Consider the following 17,157-nt stretch of genomic DNA (forward strand, 5'->3'; position numbering starts at 1 on the left):
CCGGGGTTCAGCCGCTGCACACGACCTTGGGGATGGGGTCGTAGACGACGGTGTGGGACTCGGTGCGAGTCTCTCCGGTGACGATGTCGCGCAGGGTGCGGGTGTCGGTGATGGTGAAGCCCGACCCGCCGCCACTGGCGATGCAGGATTCGCCGGCGGGGATCGTGACGGTGCGCGGACTCGTCGGGCGGCTGCGCGCGCTCTGCGCAGAGGTCACCTCGTAGCGTTTGATGCCGACCAACCGCACGGTGATGGAACTCGACGTCCACTCGGTTTGGAGCTGCACCGACGTCGGCCCGTCGTTGCGGAACTTCACATCCAGCACGTCACCGAACACCGTGGCTTCCCGGCCGGCCGGGTAGCGACTGATGTAGTAGCTGTGCTCGTGATGCTCGACGTCCTCCATGCCCGCGAAGTACCCGGCGTTGAACAGCGTGGTGGCCAGCTGGGAGACCCCGCCGCCGACGTCGCGCGCCGGCCTGCCGTTCTTGATGATCCCGGCCTCGACGTAGCCGGCCGCCGCGTTGCGCGGATTGGTTGCCGCGTTGAGGCTGAACGTCTCGCCCGGCCCGATCACGATGCCGTCGATCTGCTGGGCGGCGCGCCGGATGTTCCGGCCGGAGTCACCGGAGAAGCCGGTGGTCTGGAATTCGCCGATGACCTCGACGGGGCCCAGTTCGGTGATCTCCTCGAACGTGAACGTCGCCTCCTCGTCGACGTAGTCGGCGGTGATCTCGCGGTCGTCGGTGCTGCCGAGGACCGAGAGTAGATCGGACAGGGTCGCGTGGTAGTCGACCCGGCGGCCGGCCTGCTCGCGCGTCTTGACCGGTCCGGTGGCGGCGAAGTCGATGTCGGCATTGCGGCGCGCGGTCTCCGACGGCGCCAGTTGCGGGCGCAGCGCGTCAACGATCAGGTCCCGGTCGATCTCCGGTCGCAGCTGCCCGTCCTCGGTGCGGAAGGTCAGTGCCGCGGCGATGACGTCGGTGGCGATGACGGCCCGGGTGTCCTTGTCGCCCGTGACGGTGATCGGCCCGGACACGGCGGGGGTGGCGATGTCCCGCATCGCGGCTTCGACGGCGGCGGCGGTGGTGCTCGGCGGCAGTTCCACCATCGGGAGGTCGACGGTCGCGCCCGTGGCCCAGTCCCGCCTGAACACCTCGGCGGCGGCCGCGACGTCGAGTTGTCGGCCGGGCGCCGGATCGGCCGACACGGGTTTGCCGTCGACGAAAACGACGGAGCCCTCGACGGGTTCGGTCGCCACCCGGGCGGCGAGTTTCTCGAGCGTGGCGGTCAGGGCTTGCTCGTCCACCGACGAGACCACGTCGATCGGGGTTTGCACGAAGACCGACGTGAGCCGGGTGATCGGGTTCAGCGGCGGCGCGCCCGCCTGTTCGACGGTGGCGCGCGGCAGCAGGGTCAACTCGATCGAGCTCGGGTCCACCTCGGCCTCGACCGCCGCCAGCGTCACCGGGACCGGCCGGTCGACCCGCGGGCCGAGGACCTCGCGCAGCCGCTGCTCGGCAGCCTCGGGCGTCAGCCCCCCGAGCGGCACCCCGGCCGCGGCGACTCCCCGGGGCACCTTCCCGGAACTGATCGCCAGGTCAACGGCGTAGAGCGTGCCCAGCAGGAGGAGCGGGACACTTACGGTCAGATAGAGGCGGCGGCGCCGACGCAGACTGGCACCTGGCCCCCGCAGGGCGCCTATGACCGGCTTCCTGGCCCGCATGCTGGACACCTCAAACATCGTCAGGCTCGGTACGTCCGCAGCCGGCTTTTGCTCTGACCGGCTGTTCGCGCGGCGAGACCCATCCTATCGACAGGCCAACGGTCGCCGACCGCTGTGAATTCCCGCCAGGTAACACTCGAGCATCCGCAACCGAGATCCCAAGTAGGAATCTCGGGATGGAGCTATGAGGGACGGAACAAGGCTCGCGATCGGATTGTCGGTCGGGACCACGACCCTGGCCGCCGTCACATCGGACAACGCGGTGCGCAGGGCGCCGACGTTGGCGGCAGGTGGTGGGACCATCACCGACTTCGTCGATCGCGTCGGCGACCCCGTCGGCATCCTGGCCGCCGACGGATCCAGCCACCGCGCCGAGCGGGTGCTCGCCGAGGCGCTGCGGCAGACCGCGCACGAGGCCACCCGGGGCGGGCCGCTACCGGAACTGTCGGCCGTGACCGTCCCCGCGCATTGGCGCCCGTCCGCCGTCGCGGCCCTGACCGGTGCGCTGGCGCGGGTGCCCGAGTGGACGGGGCGGCCCCCGACGGTGCTCTCGGACGTCGCGGCCGCCACCACCGCACTGCAGCACGATCCGGGCCTGCCGACCCGCGGCGTCATCGCGGTGTGCGATTTCGGCGGCAGCGGCACCAGCATCACGCTCGTCGACGCGGCGGACGGCTACCGGCCGATCGGGGCGACGGTGCGCCACCCCGACTTCTCCGGCGACATGGTCGATCAGGCGCTGCTCACCCACGTCATCGACGGATTGGCCGGTGCCGGGTCGGTGGACCTCACCAGCACCTCGGCCATCGGGTCGCTGTGGCGGCTGCGCACGCAGTGCCGCATCGCCAAGGAGCGGCTGTCGGCAGCGGCGGTCACCGCGCTGCCGGTGGAACTACCCGAGTTCCGCGGCGATGTCCGCCTGACCCGAATCGAACTGGATGCGCTGCTACGGGCGCCGCTGGCCGAACTCATCGATGTCCTACACGACACACTGTCCCGCAACGGAATCCATCCCGTCGACCTCGCGGCCGTGGCCTCGGTGGGCGGCGCCGCCGCAATGGCCGCGGTCACCACCACCCTCTCCGAACATCTGCGGGTGCCCGTCATCACCTCGCCGCGCCCCGGTTTGATCGCCGCGACGGGATCCGCGCTGCGAGCGCTGCGCGGACCCGCCGACGACACCGCGACGAAAATGTCTGCGGCAATGCCGAATCCGGGCCCGGTGCCCGCCGCGCCGCCGGTGCCGTCCGCCGAGCCCACCGTGCTGGGCGCGCTCGCGTGGTCGCAGGCCCCCGAGGCCGAACCCGAGGCCCTCGACGGTCTCGAACTCAGCGAGGACGCCCCGCTCACCGGGCTCTCGAGCGCGCGTCCGGCGGTGCAGTTCGAGGCCGACGACAGCGCCGTCGATCCGCCGGTGCGGTGGTATCGCCGGCCGTTGGCCACCATGGCCGCCTCGATCGTGGTGTTGGTCGGCGCGGTCAGCGCGGTGGGGGTGGTGCTGGTCAATGATTCTGGCACCGTGCAGGTTTCGGACCCCACCCCGAGCATCAGCACCACGCCGCAGCCGCAGCTCGAGCCCGTGGCGCAGCCGCCCGCGGCGGCACCGGCTCCGGTCCAGCAGCAGCCCGCGGCCCGGCACCGTCCGGTGGTCGCCACCCCGGCCCCGGTCACGCGCACCCAGGTGGTGCAGCGGCAGGCGCCGCAAGCACCCGCGCCGCCGCCGAGCGAGCCCCCCGCGCCCGTGACGTCGACCGTGACCGAGACGGTCACACCGACACCGACACCATCGCCGAGCACCCAGGAGCCGCCACCCTCGGCACCGCCGCCCCGGCCGACCCGCCCGCCGAACCCGCGCCGGAACCCGAACCCGCGCCGGAGCCCGCGCCGCCCGTACCAGACCCGCCCGCCGAGGACCCCGCACCCGCGGCGCCGGCCCCGACGCGCCCGGATTGGCTGCCCACCATTCCGCCGATCCCGACCGTTCCCGGTCTGCCGCCGCTGATCCCGCAACCGCCGGCACCGGGCGGTTAGTCGCGCGAGCGCGGATGCTTGCGCAGCACCACCTTGGCCAGCGGGATGTGCATCCGGGCGGGGGCGGCCGCGATCTGGGCGGCGACGCGGCGCTCGAGCTGGGCGCTGAACTCGTCGGCGCGCGGATCGGTGCTGCCGCCACTGAGGGCGGCCACCAGGCAGCCGAACACCGACACCCGCATGAACGAACCCCATTTGGCGCCAAGGGCATTGGCGTCCTGATCCACCAGGAACTGCTGGTAGTACCGGTCCTCGGCGTCGGAGATCTCGACCGTTTCGATGGACAACCCCTCGTACCGGTCCTTGGGGGCGAACGGGGCCGCGAAGTCCTTCTCGCCGCGGCCGACGATCGGGATCGACATTGCGCGTAGTTCGTCGGCGGTGATCAGACCGGTGCCGACCATCTGCTTGAGCCCGGTGTAGATGCTCTCGACCAACGGCAGCAGCCCGGGTGCGCGGTCCTTGTCCACGCCCATCGTCAGCACCACGAGTCGGCCGTCGCCGACCAGCTCGCGGCCACGGTAGGCCACGAAGTTCTGCCAGTCCTGCGCGGCCTGCCGTTCGCAGGCGGCGCGCGCCCGCTCGTCGCTGCTCAGCGCGGGCAGGATGTGGTCGGGGATGGGCTGCGGTGTCTGCGACAGCCAGTGGATCGCCCACGACGACCAGCCCAGCGACACGCTCTGCGACGGCAATAGCTGTTGGTAGAACGAGCGTCCGATCGCCGAGCAGTACACCGCGGCATCCTTGCGCAGATAGCTGTCCGGATCCTCGGTCAACGTCTCGAACAGCGCGGTGAAGTCATTGTCCGGAATGTCGGTGTGCGCCACCAGGATCGCGTGCTCCTGGCGGGTCCGCCCGCGCAGCGTCCGGATGGCGGCCGACACCGGGAGCAGCGCGTTGTGGCCGGACGCCGCGCCGTAGTCGGCGATCACGATCGGGTGCGGCGGCTCGGGCACCGGCACGGCGTTGGCGGCGTCGACGAAAAGGTCGATCGCCGACTGTAATCCGGCCGCCTGCAGCCGCGCGGCGAAGGTGTAGTTGGGGCTGTCCGGCGACTCGGGCCGGACGACGATGCTCGACTCGCGCACGGTCAACTCCGTCGACGACGACGCAGCAACAGCCCGATCAGGACCCCCACCGCCAGCAACCCGGCGAAGAAGAACCAGATCGGCGCCGCGAAGCTGATCCACAGCACGTGGATGTCGACGCGGTCCCGGTTCTGGGCGATGAAGATCGCCGCCAGACCGGCCAGGATCAATGCCACCCAGTGGCGCAGCGCGAACCGGCGTACCCGCCCCGACGGTGCGGTGACGGTGTCCTCGGACGACATGGCTACCTCCAGCCTTGCGATGCGGCCCCTGCCGGGAACGGTAGTCCCCGGCGCGGCGCCGTGACACACTTCGGCCCGTGAAACCTCAGACACCGGACACTCTGTTGAAGGTCGGCATCGGGATGGTCGTGGCCGCGGCGATCGTGTTCGTCCTGGCGTTGCTGTTCGAGCCCGGTTGGTTGCCGTGGCTGTCGGCGGTGCTGTTCGTCAACGGCCTGATCGACATCTCGGTCGCCGGGTGGCTCAAGCGCCGCTAGTGTCCGCGCGCCACCCACTCGTCGTAGTTCACCATCTCGTCGCCGATCTTGGTGGTGTCCCCGTGTCCGGTGTAGACGACGGTGTCGGCGGGTAGCTTGCCCAGCCTCTCCTTGATGGAATCGAGGATGGTGGGGAAGTCCGAGAACGACCGCCCGGTGGCACCCGGCCCGCCCTGGAACAGGGTGTCGCCGGAGAACACCGCGCCCAGGTCCGGGGCATACCAGCACACCGAACCGGGGGAGTGTCCAGGCGTGTGGATCGCGTGCAGTTCGATGCCGCCGACCTTGATCTTCTGATCGTCGTCGACGGTGCGGAAATCGCTGTCCGGGTGCGTCATTCGCCACAGCATGTCGTCAGCGGGATGCATCAGGATGGGCGCGTCGAGCGCCTCGGACAGCTGCGGGGCCACGGTGATGTGGTCGTTGTGGCCGTGCGTGCAGACCACCGCCACCACGTTGCGGCCGCCGACGGCGTCGATGATCGGTTCGGCGGTGTGCGCGGCGTCGAAGACGATGACGTCCTTGTCGTCGCCGACGACCCAGATGTTGTTGTCGACGTCCCAGGTGCCGCCGTCGAGGCTGAACGTCCCGCTGGTGACCACCCGGGTGATGTTGGCAGCCGCACTCATAGTTTTCTCCTCTTCGGGTAGGCGTTCATCGGTCGAGTTCCACCACCGAGCGCAGCACCTGACCGTCGTGCATCTTGTGGAAGGCGGCCTCGACCGCGTCGAGGCCGATGCGTTCGGTCACGAACTTCTCCAGCGGCAGTCGGCCCTGCAGGTACAGGCTGATCAGGGTGGGGAAGTCGCGCTCGGGCAGGCAGTCGCCGTACCAGGATGATTTGAGCGATCCGCCGCGGGAGAAGAAGTCCACCAGCGGCATCTCCAGCGTCATGTCCGGGGTGGGCACGCCGACCAACACGACGGTGCCCGCCAGGTCGCGGGCGTAGAACGCCTGCTTCCAGGTTTCCGGGCGGCCCACCGCGTCGATGACGACGTCGGCGCCGAACCCGTCGGTCAGATCCTGAATGGTCTTCACCGGGTCGAGTTCGCGCGCGTTGATGGTGTGGGTGGCGCCGAATTCGCGCGCCCATTCCAGCTTCTTGTCATCGGTGTCGACGGCGATGATGGTGCGGGCGCCGACGAGCGCGGCACCGGCGATCGCGGCGTCACCGACGCCGCCGCACCCGATCACCGCGACGGTGTCGTCCCGGTTGACCGCGCCGGTGTTGATCGCCGCGCCGATGCCGGCCATCAGGCCGCAGCCCAGCAGCCCGGCCACCGCCGGGTCGGCCTGCGCATCGACCTTGGTGCACTGACCCTCGTGGACGAGGGTCTTGTCCGCGAACGCCCCGATGCCCAGCGCGGGGGTCAACTCGGTGCCGTCGGTCAGCGTCATCTTCTGCGCCGCGTTGTGGGTGTCGAAGCACAGGTGCGGGCGGCCCCGCTTGCACGCGCGGCACTGTCCGCAGACCGCGCGCCAGTTCAGCACGACGAAGTCGCCGGGTTTGACATTGGTCACGCCCGCGCCGACCGCCTCGACGGTGCCGGCGGCCTCATGCCCGAGCAGGAAGGGATATTCGTCGTTGATGCCGCCGTCGCGGTAGGTCAGGTCGGTGTGGCACACGCCGCACGCGATGACGTCCACCACCACCTCGCCGGGTCCGGGATCGGGGATGACGATGTCGACGAGCTCAACGGGCTCGCCCTTCCTTCGGGAGACCACACCACGCACTGTCTGACTCATGCCTACCAACCCTAGTGCTCCCGGATCGGTGCCGAACTTTCTGTGGAACGGCCGTCCATGGGTTGGGTCCGGTTTCGGAAGCAGGCTCGCTGTATCGCTGCTGGACGATTACGGTGGAATCTGGTGTTGGCCGAGCCCGTGACCGATCTGTTGGCCGCCGCGCGTGCAGCTCATCAGCGGCGGGAATGGCCGCTGAGCTATGAGGCCTATACGCGTGCCGCGACCCTGGCGCCGCTGGCGACCGAGGACCTGGACGCGTTCGCCTTTGCCTCGTGGCGGCTGGGCCACATCAAGGAATCCATTCGGGCGGCCGAACGCGTCTACGCCGACCTCGCCCGGATCGATCCGACCGCCGCCGCGATGAAGGCCAACGAGTTGGCGTTGGCCTGGCTGATTCGCGGTGACGTCAACATCGGCAGCGGCTGGATGAATCGGTCCCGCCGGTTGCTGGTCGACGTCGACGAGTGCCCCGTACACGGCTATCTGAACTATCTGGACGCCATCGTGGCCGCGATGACCCAGGACCTCGACGCGCTTGCGGTCCAGGTCGATTCCCTGCAGCAGCTGAGTCGGCGCCTCGAGGCGCCCGTGGTCGGCGCACTCGGCCTGGTGGCCGCCGGCCTCGAGGCGATCCTGCATGCGCGCACCGCGGAGGGCTACGCGCTGATCGACGAGGCGATCCTGCCGCTGCTGGCCGATCAGGTGCCGATCGAATGGGCCGGCGACATCTACTGCGTGGTGCTGCACCACTGTCACAAACTGGCCGACATGCCGCGGATGCGGGCGTGGACGGACTCGATGGAACGCTGGTGCGGACTGTCCGGGTCGGCGCCCTACGGCGGCGTCTGCGATGTGCATCGGCTGCAGGTGCGCGCCGGCACCGACGACTACCGGGGCCTGGAACAGGAGCTGGAGCGGGCCAGCCGGGCGTTGACCGAGGTCAACTCGTGGGCGGCGGCCGAGGGCTACTACCAACTCGGCGAGGTCCGCAGGCTGCTCGGCGAGCTTGACGACGCCGCGGCGGCGTTCGACCGCGCCCGATCGTTGGGCATGGACCCCCAGCCCGGTGCGGCCCTGCTGCTGTGCCGGCGCGGGGACACCCAGGGTGCATGGACCGCGATCCGGCTGGCGTTGGCCGGCGGGGATCGACTGGCCCGGGTCCGGCTCTTGCGCGCCGCGGTCGAGATCGCCCTGCGCCGCGACGACCTCGATCAGGCCGAAAGATGCTGCCAGGAACTCGAATCCGATGCGACGGCCTTCGCAACACCGGGCTTCATGGCATGGGCCGCGCATGCGCGCGGCGCGCTCAATGTGCGCAGCGGGGCGTTCGAGCCGGCCTTGGTGTCGCTGCAGGAAGCCCTGCGGGAATACCGGACCCAGCAGTCGCGCTATGAGACCGCGGAGGTATACGAGTGGCTGGCCCTGGCGCACCGCGGACTGGGCGATGAGGCGGCCGCGGCCGCCGATGCCGCGACCGCCGAAGCCATCTACGCCGAACTCGGCGTCGACCCGAGCGGCAGCTGCGGCTCCGGCTCGACTGCGGCGGGTGGATTGACTCCCCGCGAACTCGACGTGCTGGGCCACATCGCCCGCGGCGCAACGAATAAGCAGGTGGCGGCCGCGCTGTACCTCAGTGAGAAGACCGTCAGCCGGCACCTGGCCAACATCTACGCCAAACTCGGCGTATCCACCCGTACGGCCGCGGCCAATTGGGCCTTCCAACACGGCGCGGCGCAGCCGCAGACGCACTGACCTACACCATTTGCCCCACGGGTTTGCCTGGGCAAACGCACGATTCGCCCGATGCCCGGCGCCGCCACGGCGGCCTAAATTGGCTAGCCATGACAACGGTAGAAACTCAGTCCAGCACCGACCCCACCGAGGCCTTCGGCCAGCGGATGATCGGCATCGTCAACAATGCGGCGACCGCACTGCTGTGCAGCATCGGACACCAAACCGGGCTGTTCGACACGCTGGCCGGGTTGCCGCCGGCCACCAGCACCCAGATCGCCGATGCCGCCAACCTCGATGAGCGCTACGTACGAGAATGGCTCGGTGGCATCGTCAGCGCCGGCATCGTCGACTACCACCCGGCAGCTGGCACCTACGCGCTTCCGGCCCACCACGTGCCGGCGCTGGCGCGCTCCGGCGGGCCCGACAACATCGCCAAACTGGCCCAGTACATCGGAATCTTCGGCGAGGTCGAACAGCAGATCGTTGGATGCTTCCGGCACGGCGGCGGACTGCCCTACACCGAGTTTCCGCGCTTCCACGCGATCATGGCCGAGGAGAGTGGGGGAGTCTTCGATGCGGCCTTGATCAATGGCATCCTGCCGTTGGCCGAGGGTCTGCCCGAGCGGTTGCGGGCGGGCGCTGAGGTCGCCGACATCGGTTGCGGCAGTGGGCATGCGATCAACCTGATGGCGCAGGCGTTCCCGGCCAGCCGGTTCACCGGGTTCGACTTCTCCGCGCAGGCGTTGGCCACCGCGACCGCGGAAGCGGCCGCCATGGGGCTGGCCAACGCGACGTTCGTCGCCGAGGACGCGGCCCGCCTCGACGTCGAAAACCGGTTCGATGTGATCACGGCGTTCGACGCGATTCACGATCAGGTCGACCCGGCCGCGGTGCTGGCCAACATCTTCCGGGCGCTGCGGCACGGCGGCATCTTCTTGATGGTCGACATCAAGGCCTCCAGCAACCTGCAGGACAACATCGAGGTGCCGTGGGCGAGCCTGTTCTACACGGTCTCGACGATGCATTGCATGACCGTTTCGCTGTCGGCCGGCGGCGCTGGCCTCGGCACCATGTGGGGCGAACAATTGGCGCTGACGATGCTGGCCGACGCCGGCTTTGCCGATGTGACGGTGTGCGATGTCGACACCGATCCGTTCAACAACTACTACGTCGCCCGGAAGTAGCACGCACTAGGCTCGCGGCCCATGGGCGCACTCGAGGTTCTCGAAGACTGGCCGGTGACGGCCGCTGCCGCCGCGGTGGTCGGGCCGGCCGGGGTATTGGCCAGCCACGGCGATACCGCTGCGCCGTTCGCGCTGGCCTCGGTGACCAAGCCGCTGGCCGCGCGCGCGATCCAGGTGGCCGTCGAAGAGGGCGCGGTGGAACTCGACACCGCCGCCGGACCGCCGGGCGCCACCGTGCGCCATCTGCTCGCGCATGCCTCGGGGCTGGCGATGCGCGACGCTTCGGTGCTCGCGAAGCCCGGCGCCCGCCGGATCTACTCCAACTACGGTTTCCAGGTCGCGGCCGAGGCGGTCGAGTCCGCCGCCGACATCGAGTTCGTGCGGTATTTGAGCGAGGCGGTCTTCGTGCCGCTGGGCATGACCGGGTCATCGCTGTCGGGCGGGGCAGCGGCGGCGGGTTTCGGCGGCACCTCGACGGTGGCCGATCTGGCGGCGTTCGCGGGCGACCTGCTGACCCCGGCGCTGGTGTCGCCGCAGATGCACGCCGACGCCACGGCCGTGCAATTCCCCGGACTGGCCGGCGTGTTGCCCGGTTTCGGGTCACAGCGGCCTAACGATTGGGGCCTGGGCTTCGAGTTGCGCGACGGCAAGAGTCCGCACTGGACGGGCACCGCCAACTCGGCGGCCACCTTCGGTCATTTCGGGCAATCAGGCACGTTCATCTGGGCCGATCCCGCGGCGGAGCTGGCGCTGGTGGTGCTGACGGACCGCAATTTCGGGGAGTGGGCGCAGCCGCTGTGGCCTGCGCTCTCTGACGAAGTCCTGAGAGAATTCGGGGCACACTAGCGCAACAGCTGCCTCACAAGGCACAATAGACACGCGCGACACACAACTTGTGATGCTCGTTGGTTCACCGAGGCCGTTGGGGAAGACGTCCCTCGTCGAACTGAAGGAGCAGCCCATGCGTGCGTCGAACCAATTTGCCGACGCGACTACAGGCGTGGTCTACATCCATGCCTCACCCGCGGCGGTATGCCCACACGTCGAGTGGGCGCTTTCGTCGACCCTGAATGCCACGGCGAAGCTCACCTGGACGCCGCAACCGGCGATGCCCGGGCAGCTGCGTGCCGTCACCAACTGGGTGGGCCCGGTCGGCACGGGCGCGCAGTTGGCGAACGCGCTGCGGTCCTGGTCGGTGCTGCGCTTCGAGGTCACCGAGGATCCCAGCGAGGGCGTCGACGGTCAGCGCTTCTGCCACACCCCGCAACTCGGATTGTGGAGCGGGGCCATGAGCGCCAACGGCGACACCACGGTCGGGGAGATGCGCCTGCGTGCCTTGATGGCCGCCGGCGCCGACACCCTGGCCGCCGAACTCGACACGGTGCTGGGCACCGCCTGGGATGAGGCGCTCGAGGACTTCCGCAACGGCGGCGACGGCGCCGAGGTCAGCTGGCTCAGTCGCGGGGTGGGGTAGCGCGGGGCCCGAGAACCGGACGGGCCCGCCCTGCTCGCTTGCCGCCAGTGTGCGCGCGGGGTACGACAGGTCAGGACCGTAGCGTTCAGCCGTCGTGCTGCCACAGGCAGTAGCCGCTGAGCTTGAGCGTGAACAACCGATCCGAAACCCGCACGCGCAGCGGCTCACCGGGCCCGCCTGTCAACGGCTGCGGGTCGGAGGTCTGACCCGCCGCGACCACCTCGACCTGCTCGGCACCGCACCGGGTGTCGACGGATTGCGGTGTTCCCGTCCAGGTTCCAGCGCTGATCTCGGGATTGCGCATGCCGCTGAGCACGAGTTCGGGGCCGGTGGTCAGCCAACGGTCGGGTGCCGGGTAGGGATCGCGGTAGGTCTGCCAGGTGCCCTCGGCGCATTCCAGCAGGTTCTTCGCGCGGCTCGGGGCGGAATCTGCGGGCGGCGGAAGCGGCGTCAGCGCGCCATCGAGGTGCGCGGCGCACGGCGCGCCGGCCTGCGGCAGCGGCGGCGGGACCGACGGCGGTGGCCCGGGTTGGGCGTGGGCGCACCCGGTCGCCGCGACCGCGGCGGCCGCCGTAGCGGCCACCGCGGTCAGCGCGAGTCGGAGTTGCCTCACCTCAGGTGATGACCAGCTGACTCAGGTCGGATTCCATGAACTTCACGTTGTAGCTGTTCCAGAAGGACACGTTGTAGTAGAGGTACTGCTCGTTGCCCTCGCCGGCCGCGGCGGTGCCCGACAGCGGATGGATCATGGGCGCGTACATCCCGGTCCGGCCCGACAACGGGTTGTTGGCGATCAGGGTGTGGGTGTTCGACCAGGTGCCCTGCGGCGAGTCGGACACCCGCATCACCACGTTGTTGCCGCCGTCGGTGTAGGTCACCACGTACTTGTCGAGGTACTCGTTGTACTGCACCGACATCTCGCTGACGTTGCCGCCGGTGGGCAGTCCGCCCACGATGAAGCCGTTGAAGAAACCGGCGAACATCTTGTTGAGCTGACCGAGGAAACCATCCTTGGGCAGGAACGAGATGTAGTTGCTGTTGCCGCCGCCGATCACCGAGGTGGCCGCCGACGGGTCACCGGTCACCCAGTTGCCGGTGCCGTCGGCGTTCTCGCCGGCCCAGTACTGGTAGGCGCCCAGGTCGGTGAACTGGCTTTCGGGAACCCGCGCCAGATAGGCCGAGCCGGCCCGGCCCGACGGGGTGCCGTAGACGTAGATGTACTTTTCGGTCTGCTCCGGGGTGGTCCACGAGTTCGGGTCGTCGTCGGGGCCCTGCACCAGCGCGTTCTGCTGGAAGTTCTGGTTGCCGAATTCGAAGTTCTTGTTGGCCCGCAGCCACCCCGAACCCCGCACGGTGTCCGGGTCCACGGTCCAGGTCTCGCCGCCGTCGGTCGAGACCGCGATCGCGGAGTAGTTGGTGGTCCAGCTGCCGGGGTTGTCCCAGGTGCGCACCGACATCACGGTGGCGTACTGGGTGTAGGTGCCGTCCTCGGCGTTCTGCACCGCGATCGCCGACGTGGGGATCATCGTGTAGGTGGTGCCGAACCAGCCGGTGTAGCCGGGGTCGTAGATGATCTGCGCGGCACCCGCGGCCGGGGGCTGCAGGCCGTACCACGTCGGTGTGCCCGGTACGCCGGGACCGGCACCGGCGTGGATCAGCGCGTCCCGGAACGAAAGACCGTCGGCCAGGTTGGTGTCCACCGAACGCAGCAGCACATTGTTGCGCCACCCCGTCGTCATCGCCTGATCGTCGAAGGTGTCACCGAACAGCGTGTAGACGATCGGTGTGCCGTCCTCCTCGTATCCGCCGACCCACATGATGCCGAGGTCGGTCCCGCCGATGAACCAGTTCTTGGTCTTGTCGCCGGTGATGAATCCCAGGTCGCGCAGGATGGACGGACCGGAGATCTCCGGCGCGTCGGTGAGGCCCGGATTCGCCTGCCACGGCTGCGTATCCGCGGCGGCGACCGCGGCCAGCGGCTGCACATCGGTGGACACGGCCGGGGCGTCGGCGTCCTTGGCCGAGGTCAGTGCCGCGCCTCTGGGGTTGAGCACCCGCTCGGACTCGCGTCGGGCCGCGGCGGCCAGCGCCCACAGCGCCGCCGACGGACCCGGGGCAACGGGGCTGGTCCCCGCGGCCAGCGGCGACAGGCCGGCCGCCACCAGCAAGGCCGAAACCATCGACGTGCCGGTGACCTCGGCGGCCTCGGGTGCTTCGAGCGTGACCGTCTCCGTCGGGGCCGCCGCCGCGGCGAACGCGGTGATGGGCGCCGGGGTCAGGTTGCGGGCGGGAATCGTGATCAGCGTACGAGCCGGACCGGTGAGCGCGGCGAGTCCGCGCGAAGATTCGGTGGCGACCGCGTCGCCGAGCCGGCGGGCGGGCGTTTCGGTGCGCCCGGTCCCGCTCGGCGGCGTCGGGGCCACGGCGGCCGGGCCGAGTTGCGTGGCATCGGATTTGCCGGTCTTGTCGCGCGCCGCGGTGGACGCCTCGCTGGCCTCGGGGTCGGCCGGGCGCGGGCGTAGGTTGGCCAGCGGGCGCTCTCCCGCGTCGGTGCCGTCGGCGGGGACGGCGGCGAGGTTCTTGCCGGCGTCCTCGAGCTTGGACCGCAGCGTTGCTTGCCGTTCGCCGAGTTGCGACTGCGCGCGCTCCAGCCGGCTCTGGGTGCGCTCGAGGGCGGACCCGGCCCGTTCGGCGCTCGCCTCGGCCTGCTTGCGGACGCGCTCACCCAATTTCGACAGCGGCCCCTTCCGTGGGGTCTTCGCGGTGTCGTCGTCGGAGGTCTTCGCCGGCTTCGTGCTGCTGCCGGAGCCGTTGGAATCCGAACCGGACGAGCTGCTCGCACTGTCCGAGCTGCTGCTGGCGCCGCCGGAGTCGTCGGCGACGGCGATTCCCGTCCCGGTGGTCAACGCCACGCCGATACCGAGGGCCACCGCGAGGGCGCCGACGCGGCCGATGCAATTAGCTGATTCCATGACGCTCCGTTACGTATTGACCAACGTGTCGAGCCTGCCGAAAGTGATGCCCAACTGCGACGTGAGCACGTTACGACGCGCTTATTCGCCGATCACATCTTTAACAGAAGTCTCACAGATGCATAGCTTTGCGCCCGGGATTTGTTACCGAACGGACCGAAATTGCGCGCTTCGGCTCGGAGCTAGCCGCTCGGGTCGGGGCGCAACAGCCGCAGGGCCGCGGGGACCGCGGTGATCTGGGCGGGCAGGGCGCAGGCGAAGTCGCCGTCGGCATAGGCATTGATGCCCGGACATTCCACCGCCACGGTGCCGACCCGGCGGGTCGTGACGGTGTCGAGTTCGACGTGCGTGCCCTTGAACACCGTGGGGAACAGCCGGATCAGCCGGCCGCGGGAGGCCGAGGCGATCATCGTGACGTCGAGCAGCCCGTCGGTGGGGTCGGCGCCGGGACAGATCAGCATGCCGCCGCCGTAGCTGCGGGTGTTGCCGATCGCGGCCATGGTCAGCTCGGTGTCGAGGGGCGCGCCGCCGTCGAAGGACAGCCGGAACGGCAGCAGTCGCAGCTTCGAGAGCTCGGCGAGCATCGCCAGGTTGTAGCGCATCCGGCCGTGCGGCCACCGCATCCGGTTGGCCCGATCGCTGACCAAGGAGTCGAAACCGGTGGCGACGACGGTGCCGAACCATTTTCGGGTGCCATCGGCGCCTTCGATGAGACCCAGATCCACCGTCGCGGCCAATCCGTCGGCGACCACATCGGCGGCGGCCTCCGGGTTGCCGGTGGGGATGCGGTATTCGCGGGCGTGGTCGTTGCCGGTGCCGGCCGGGACGATGCCGAGCGGAACGTCGTTGCCGGCCAGCTCCTGCAGCGCCAGGGCGATCGCGCCGTCGCCGCCGACGACCACCAGCGCGTCGGTGCCGAGGTCGAGCTGTTCGCGGATCAACTGCCGCGCATGGGCGGCGTCGCGACCCACGACCGCGGTCACGTCGACACCGCGCTGCTGCAACCGGGCGATCGCGCGTTCGGCCGCATGCGGCGCGTTGCCATGCCCGGATGCCGGATTGGTCAGCACCGTCACCCGGGAGATGGCCCTCGTCACGGAATCAGCTTGCCCGGGTTGAGGATTCCGGCCGGATCCAGCGATTCCTTGACCGCCCGCAGGATCTGGACCCCGAGCTCGCCGACCTCATCGGTCATCCACGGCCGGTGATCGGCGCCGACTGCGTGATGGTGGGTGATGGTGCCGCCGGTGCGCATGATCGCCGCCGAGGCGGCCCTTTTCACCGCGCCCCACTGCGCGATCACCTCGGCCGGGGTGTCGCCCCGCTGGCCGGCGACCACGGTGAAGTACAGCGAGGCCCCGGTCGGATACACATGGGAAATGTGGCACATCACCAATGCCGGCGTGCCGGATTCGGCCAGCGACTCCGTCAGCGCCGCGGTCACGGCGGCCTTGAGGGCCGCCAGATTCGACCAGCTGGTGGCCGTCTCGAGGGTTTCGCACAGGGCGCCGGAGGCCAGCAGCGCATCGCGCAGATACGGCGCGGCGAACCGGCCCTGCTCCCAGGCCCGTGCGGGCTCCTCGCCCAGCGAGGTCGCGCCGTGGACCTCCAGCAATGCGCGGGTTTCGGCGTGCCGGCTCGCGGTGTGTTCGGCGGTGCCCTCGAACAGCGTGACCGCCAAACAGCCGCCGGTGATCTGCTGTGCGCCGATGTGCTCGGTGGTGGCCAGGTTCACCCCGGTCTCGGCCTCGTCGGAAAGCCGGATCACCGTCGGGCCGGTGCCGGTCTGCACCACCGCGCGCAATGCGGCGGCCCCGGTGCTGAAATCGGGGAAGGACCACGCCTCGTAGCGGGTGGTGGCCGGCACCGGATGAACCCGCAACCGGACCCGGGTGATGATGCCGAAGACGCCCTCGGAACCGACGATCAACTCGCGCAGGTCCGGTCCGGCCGCCGATTCGGGGGCCCGGCCCAGCTCGAGCACCCCCGCCGGCGTCACCGCGGTCAGCCCGCGGATCATGTCGTCGAATCGACCGTAGCCCGCCGAGTCCTGACCGGACGAGCGGGTGGCCGCGAAGCCGCCGATGGTCGCGAACTCGAAGCTCTGGGGGAAGTGCCCCAGCGAGAAACCGTGCTCGCCGAGCAGCGCCTCGGCCTGCGGACCCGTCACGCCGGCGCCCAGTTCGGCCTCCCCGGACACCTCGTCGAAATCGAGCAGTCGGTCGAAGCGGCGCAGGTCCAACGTGATCGCCGCGGCGAACGGGCCGCGGATCGGGTCCAGACCGCCGACCACACTGGTGCCGCCGCCGAACGGGACCACCGCGATGCCGTGCTCGGAGCAGTACCGCAGGATTTCGGCGATCTCTTCCTCGGTGCCGGGGGTGAGCACCGCATCCGGCGCGTCCTGCGCCCCGCGGTCGGCCCGGCGCAACAGATCCGGAGTCGACTTGCCGCCGGCCCGCAGCAGCCGGGCGTGGTCGTCGGTGCTGCAGTGTGGCGCGCCGACGAGGCCGGCCAACGCAGCGCGGTCGGTCTCGGCCAGCGTGCAGGCGCGCACCCGGACCTCGTCGAGTGGCAGTTCGGGCCGGTCGACCTCCGCTACGCCGAGCGCCTGCGCCAGCAGCGCGCGGATGCCCTCGGAAAGCGGCTTGGCCGCGGCCGGGTCGCCCCAGGCGTTCCATTTCATCGGAGGAAGAATCATGC

15 protein-coding genes are annotated in these 17,157 nt (G+C 69.9%); 6 read left to right on the plus strand and 9 right to left on the minus strand.

Annotated features, from left to right (window positions below):
* Nucleotides 1-7: 7 nt before the first annotated feature.
* Nucleotides 8-1,726, minus strand: coding sequence for a VanW family protein (locus tag RCP80_RS09865; protein ID WP_308482153.1), 1,719 nt, complete (start codon nucleotides 1,724-1,726; stop codon nucleotides 8-10).
* A 184-nt stretch (nucleotides 1,727-1,910) separates the two neighbouring features.
* Between RCP80_RS09865 and RCP80_RS09870 the strand changes: the two genes are divergently transcribed.
* Entirely contained in the window at nucleotides 1,911-3,728 is a 1,818-nt protein-coding gene (locus RCP80_RS09870) for an Hsp70 family protein (protein ID WP_308482154.1), read from the plus strand.
* Nucleotides 3,729-3,753: 25 nt separating this feature from the next.
* Here the strand turns inward: RCP80_RS09870 and RCP80_RS09875 are convergent, their stop codons facing one another.
* Both RCP80_RS09875 and RCP80_RS09880 read right to left on the minus strand, forming a co-directional pair.
* Nucleotides 3,754-4,845: a class I SAM-dependent methyltransferase gene (locus RCP80_RS09875; RefSeq protein WP_308482155.1), complete on the minus strand. Its 1,092-nt coding sequence runs from the start codon at nucleotides 4,843-4,845 to the stop codon at nucleotides 3,754-3,756.
* A 2-nt stretch (nucleotides 4,846-4,847) separates the two neighbouring features.
* Nucleotides 4,848-5,087: an LPXTG cell wall anchor domain-containing protein gene (locus RCP80_RS09880; RefSeq protein WP_308482156.1), complete on the minus strand. Its 240-nt coding sequence runs from the start codon at nucleotides 5,085-5,087 to the stop codon at nucleotides 4,848-4,850.
* Nucleotides 5,088-5,164: 77 nt separating this feature from the next.
* On the opposite strand from RCP80_RS09880, the gene RCP80_RS09885 reads away from it, so the two are divergent.
* Complete coding sequence (locus tag RCP80_RS09885; protein WP_308482157.1) at nucleotides 5,165-5,344, plus strand: hypothetical protein; 180 nt, start codon at nucleotides 5,165-5,167, stop codon at nucleotides 5,342-5,344.
* Here the strand turns inward: RCP80_RS09885 and RCP80_RS09890 are convergent.
* Entirely contained in the window at nucleotides 5,341-5,973 is a 633-nt protein-coding gene (locus RCP80_RS09890; protein ID WP_308482158.1) for an MBL fold metallo-hydrolase, read from the minus strand. The genes RCP80_RS09885 and RCP80_RS09890 overlap by 4 nt on opposite strands.
* Nucleotides 5,974-5,998: 25 nt before the next feature.
* Nucleotides 5,999-7,090: an S-(hydroxymethyl)mycothiol dehydrogenase gene (locus RCP80_RS09895; RefSeq protein ID WP_308482159.1), complete on the minus strand. Its 1,092-nt coding sequence runs from the start codon at nucleotides 7,088-7,090 to the stop codon at nucleotides 5,999-6,001.
* Between the two features lie 123 nt (nucleotides 7,091-7,213).
* Here RCP80_RS09895 and RCP80_RS09900 point away from each other — a divergent pair, with 123 nt between their 5' ends.
* The 4 genes from RCP80_RS09900 to RCP80_RS09915 all read left to right on the plus strand — a co-directional run bounded on the left by RCP80_RS09900 (nucleotide 7,214) and on the right by RCP80_RS09915 (nucleotide 11,482).
* Nucleotides 7,214-8,842, plus strand: a complete 1,629-nt coding sequence (locus tag RCP80_RS09900) for a response regulator transcription factor (protein WP_308482160.1) — start codon at nucleotides 7,214-7,216, stop codon at nucleotides 8,840-8,842.
* Between the two features lie 89 nt (nucleotides 8,843-8,931).
* Nucleotides 8,932-10,008, plus strand: coding sequence for a class I SAM-dependent methyltransferase (locus RCP80_RS09905; RefSeq protein WP_308482161.1), 1,077 nt, complete (start codon nucleotides 8,932-8,934; stop codon nucleotides 10,006-10,008).
* 21 nt (nucleotides 10,009-10,029) lie between these two features.
* Complete coding sequence (locus RCP80_RS09910) at nucleotides 10,030-10,854, plus strand: serine hydrolase domain-containing protein (protein WP_308482162.1); 825 nt, start codon at nucleotides 10,030-10,032, stop codon at nucleotides 10,852-10,854.
* Between the two features lie 115 nt (nucleotides 10,855-10,969).
* The gene (locus RCP80_RS09915; protein ID WP_308482163.1) at nucleotides 10,970-11,482 is read left to right on the plus strand and encodes a DUF3145 domain-containing protein; all 513 of its coding nucleotides are present in this window, start codon (nucleotides 10,970-10,972) and stop codon (nucleotides 11,480-11,482) included.
* Nucleotides 11,483-11,567: 85 nt separating this feature from the next.
* Here the strand turns inward: RCP80_RS09915 and RCP80_RS09920 are convergent, their stop codons facing one another.
* The 4 genes from RCP80_RS09920 to RCP80_RS09935 all read right to left on the minus strand — a co-directional run bounded on the left by RCP80_RS09920 (nucleotide 11,568) and on the right by RCP80_RS09935 (nucleotide 17,140).
* The gene (locus tag RCP80_RS09920; RefSeq protein ID WP_308482164.1) at nucleotides 11,568-12,095 is read right to left on the minus strand and encodes a hypothetical protein; all 528 of its coding nucleotides are present in this window, start codon (nucleotides 12,093-12,095) and stop codon (nucleotides 11,568-11,570) included.
* A gap of 1 nt (nucleotide 12,096) precedes the next feature.
* Nucleotides 12,097-14,454 carry a glycoside hydrolase family 183 protein gene (locus RCP80_RS09925; protein ID WP_308482165.1) on the minus strand — a complete coding sequence of 786 codons (2,358 nt, stop codon included), beginning with the start codon at nucleotides 14,452-14,454 and terminating at the stop codon, nucleotides 12,097-12,099.
* A 182-nt stretch (nucleotides 14,455-14,636) separates the two neighbouring features.
* Nucleotides 14,637-15,551, minus strand: coding sequence for a diacylglycerol kinase (locus tag RCP80_RS09930; protein WP_308482166.1), 915 nt, complete (start codon nucleotides 15,549-15,551; stop codon nucleotides 14,637-14,639).
* Nucleotides 15,548-17,140 carry an FAD-binding oxidoreductase gene (locus tag RCP80_RS09935; RefSeq protein ID WP_308482777.1) on the minus strand — a complete coding sequence of 531 codons (1,593 nt, stop codon included), beginning with the start codon at nucleotides 17,138-17,140 and terminating at the stop codon, nucleotides 15,548-15,550. The genes RCP80_RS09930 and RCP80_RS09935 overlap by 4 nt, the downstream gene beginning before the upstream one ends.
* Between the last annotated feature and the right edge of the window lie 17 nt (nucleotides 17,141-17,157).

The sequence above is a fragment of the Mycolicibacterium sp. MU0053 genome (genome assembly GCF_963378095.1).
GTDB classification, from domain to species: domain Bacteria; phylum Actinomycetota; class Actinomycetes; order Mycobacteriales; family Mycobacteriaceae; genus Mycobacterium; species Mycobacterium burgundiense.

Bases quoted from the DNA above. Each gene is read 5' to 3' on its own strand.
- RCP80_RS09865 (WP_308482153.1), bottom strand. From the start codon at position 1,726: ATGCGGGCCAGGAAGCCGGTCATAGGCGCCCTGCGGGGGCCAGGTGCC.
- RCP80_RS09910 (WP_308482162.1), top strand. From the start codon at position 10,030: ATGGGCGCACTCGAGGTTCTCGAAGACTGGCCGGTGACGGCCGCTGCC.
- RCP80_RS09870 (WP_308482154.1), top strand. From the start codon at position 1,911: ATGAGGGACGGAACAAGGCTCGCGATCGGATTGTCGGTCGGGACCACG.
- RCP80_RS09915 (WP_308482163.1), top strand. From the start codon at position 10,970: ATGCGTGCGTCGAACCAATTTGCCGACGCGACTACAGGCGTGGTCTAC.
- RCP80_RS09935 (WP_308482777.1), bottom strand. From the start codon at position 17,140: ATGAAATGGAACGCCTGGGGCGACCCGGCCGCGGCCAAGCCGCTTTCC.
- RCP80_RS09890 (WP_308482158.1), bottom strand. From the start codon at position 5,973: ATGAGTGCGGCTGCCAACATCACCCGGGTGGTCACCAGCGGGACGTTC.
- RCP80_RS09905 (WP_308482161.1), top strand. From the start codon at position 8,932: ATGACAACGGTAGAAACTCAGTCCAGCACCGACCCCACCGAGGCCTTC.
- RCP80_RS09880 (WP_308482156.1), bottom strand. From the start codon at position 5,087: ATGTCGTCCGAGGACACCGTCACCGCACCGTCGGGGCGGGTACGCCGG.
- RCP80_RS09925 (WP_308482165.1), bottom strand. From the start codon at position 14,454: ATGGAATCAGCTAATTGCATCGGCCGCGTCGGCGCCCTCGCGGTGGCC.
- RCP80_RS09895 (WP_308482159.1), bottom strand. From the start codon at position 7,090: ATGAGTCAGACAGTGCGTGGTGTGGTCTCCCGAAGGAAGGGCGAGCCC.